Genomic DNA, 3,037 nt, shown 5'->3' on the forward strand with positions numbered 1-3,037 from the left:
TATAGCTATAGCCAAATAAGTTAAGACATAAAACCCAGAAGAGTGTTGCGGCGCGAAGCGCCGCAACACTCTTCTGGGTTTTGTTTTTGTCCTAACATAACTGGCTACTGCTATACGTTGCTATTTAATTACGAAAAATAATTACGAAAAATAATTACGCAAAAGGCTTTACTTTATTTCATTAATAAACTTGGTGGCAGATAGATGAATTTCTTGTTTCTCATTTTCTGTTTTTTTCTCATAGGCGTTAACCATGAGGGAAACTCTTCCATTATCAGTAAAACTTTCACGATGCTTATCGACAAAGTGCCAATATAAATAGTTAAATGGACAAGCAGTTTCACCCGTTTTTTCCTTTACATTGTATTTGCACTGTGAGCAACAGTTGCTCATTTTATTGATATAGTTGCCAGCCGAGACATAGGGCTTAGATGCTAAAATTCCTCCATCCGCAAAGGTAGACATTCCCAGTACATTCGGTAGTTCAACCCATTCATAGGCATCCACATAGGCAAGCCAAAACCAGTGGTTTAGATGGCGAGGATCAACGTTAACGAGATTGCTAAAATTGCTTAAGACCATCAAGCGTTGAATGTGATGGGAATAGCCATAATTTAAAACTTGGGCGATCGCATCTTTAAGACATAGCAGATCTGTATTTGCATCCCAATATAACTGGGGTAGATTGTTATCAAATCCAAAATAGTTACTCTCGCGGACATCTGGCATTTTTGCTTCATAATAAACGCGAATATACTCCCGCCATCCGAGGATTTGGCGAATAAATCCTTCAACGGAATTCAGAGGAGCTAATTTTTTTTCATAGGCAGCGATCGCCATTTCGCAAATCTCCCTTGGTAAGAGCAATCCATTATTTAGATATATCGATAACACTGAATGAAATAGAAATGGTTCGCCTACCTTGATTGCGTCTTCGTAAGCTCCAAATCTGGATAAGCGGGTTTCGACAAACAATTGAGCTAGCTCTAGGGCACGATCGCGGGTGACGGCATAAATAAATTTGTCTAACTTCCCAAATGTATTAGGGAGATATTTTTGGACTAGTGCAATTACTTCTTGAGTAATGGGATCGGGTTTAATTTCTGGGATCTCTGGAATTATTATTTGTTTAGGTAATGCCTTGCGGTTCTCTTTGTCGTAGTTCCAATTACCGCCAATGGGTTTACCTTCTTGCATCAGATAGCCTGTCTGTTTTCGTAATTCTCGATAAAAAGTTTCTAGGCGATAACCTTTTTTGATTTTAGGTTTAAATTTCTCAACATCGGCAATGAAAAATTGATTGGGTAAGGCTTTAATGCGCTTAGCAAATATATTTGCTAAATGTGACATTTGCGATCGCGTATTCCATTCAGAAGGCTGCATATAGGTTAATTCTATATGGGGATAGCGCGTGAGGAATTCTTCTAAAGCATCGGCAAAAAAACCTTCGGTAAATAGATTGACAATGGGAAAATCCTTCTGATGGCAACTAATAGCAAAGTGTCGCTGAGCGCTCAGCATATAAACCAATTTCTGTTTGTGATGCGGGATGGCGATCGCGTAGGCTAGAGATTCGACAAAGATTAAAATTGGCTTACGATCGAGCAACTCCTTGGGAAAGGCATCAAGATTCAATTGGTCATGAAGAATAAATAAAGCGTGATTGCTTTTTTCTATTTGTTTCTCTAGTCTTGATGCGATCGGATAATTCTCAATCCGAGAAAGAAACTCACGAGCATTCTCGATCATAATCATATTAGACCTCTTATCAGAGGGGGCTGAATCCATGTTTCTCGAAGATTGTTTTGGCTGGTTCGCTGGATAAAAATTCTAGATAGGATTTGGCGGTTGTTTGGTTGATGCTTTTTTGTAAAACGGCGATCGGATAGACAATTGGTTTGTGAAGTTTAGCATCAATGACTTGTACTACTTTAACTTTAGTGGAAGTTTTGGCATCTGTAGCATAGACGATTCCTACTTGAGCATTACCCGATTCCACAAATTGCAGCACTTGACGCACGTTATTCACTAAGACAAATTTTGATCGCACATCTTGCAATAGTTCTAATTTTGTCAAAACTTGTTCGGCATATTGACCTGCGGGAACACTGCGAGGATCGCCGATCGCAATTCGCGTAATACTAGCACTGGTTAGATCTTTTAATTCTCTAGCATCATCTTTATCCGCAGGCACAATTAGTACTAGGCGATTGCTTAATAAATCGCGCCGAGTATCAGCAACGATTAAGTCCTTTTTCTGCAATTCATCCATTTGCTTAGCAGCAGCGGAAATGAAGACATCAACGGGAGCACCATTAATGATTTGTTGTTGTAAGTCGCCCGAACTTCCAAAGTTATTGCGAAGGGCGACATTCGATTTGGCTTTGCTATACACAAGGGAAATTTCACCTAATGCATCCTTGAGACTTGCTGCTGCTGAAACTGTTAATTGGATATTCTCCTGCTTAACTGTGGGAATTGATGAGCTGGCTATAGGTTTAATGGTTTGTTCGATGGTTGGAGAAAAGAAGCTACATCCTGCGATCGCGCATAGGGTAATGACGATTAGAGAAAGGAAAGTGATGACTTTTTTGGGGTTCATGGGAAGGGCTCACCTAAGAGGACACTTTAAAGCTCTGCTAAAATTAATCCTTATACCAATTCCCAAAAGTGTGGCTACACTTTTGGGAATTGAAAACCAAACCCATTAAGGGTTTTAAAAACACAAAATGGCGTAGCCATTTTGTGTTTTGGTATTAAACCTCAACAGGAGATTGGGCGCATATTCATTAAGCTCATTGATGAAGCCTTTGAACATCATGCGACTTGGAGGAAAAATTATGATAATCCATCGTATTTTACTTGGGTAATTGATTTGGGCTCAATAGGCGTTTCGGGGAGATACTTTAGCTTAAATGGCTGAAACACTCGATATGCAATAGTTTTAGCCTCGGAGGTCTTTGATGGCTGAAACACTCGTCATTAAAAGCATTGAGCCGTTTATCATGTTTGACCTCCCCGAAACACCTATAGAGTC

2 protein-coding genes are annotated in these 3,037 nt (G+C 39.7%); both read right to left on the reverse strand.

Going from position 1 to position 3,037, the window contains the following annotated elements:
• Nucleotides 1-168 precede the first annotated feature (168 nt).
• Nucleotides 169-1,755, reverse strand: a complete 1,587-nt coding sequence (locus AC805_RS04345) for a cryptochrome/photolyase family protein (RefSeq protein ID WP_055074279.1) — start codon at nucleotides 1,753-1,755, stop codon at nucleotides 169-171.
• Nucleotides 1,756-1,768: 13 nt separating this feature from the next.
• Nucleotides 1,769-2,602, reverse strand: coding sequence for a molybdate ABC transporter substrate-binding protein (modA, locus tag AC805_RS04350; RefSeq protein ID WP_055074278.1), 834 nt, complete (start codon nucleotides 2,600-2,602; stop codon nucleotides 1,769-1,771).
• Between the last annotated feature and the right edge of the window lie 435 nt (nucleotides 2,603-3,037).

Source organism: Pseudanabaena sp. 'Roaring Creek', assembly GCF_001402795.1.
Classification (GTDB): domain Bacteria; phylum Cyanobacteriota; class Cyanobacteriia; order Pseudanabaenales; family Pseudanabaenaceae; genus Pseudanabaena.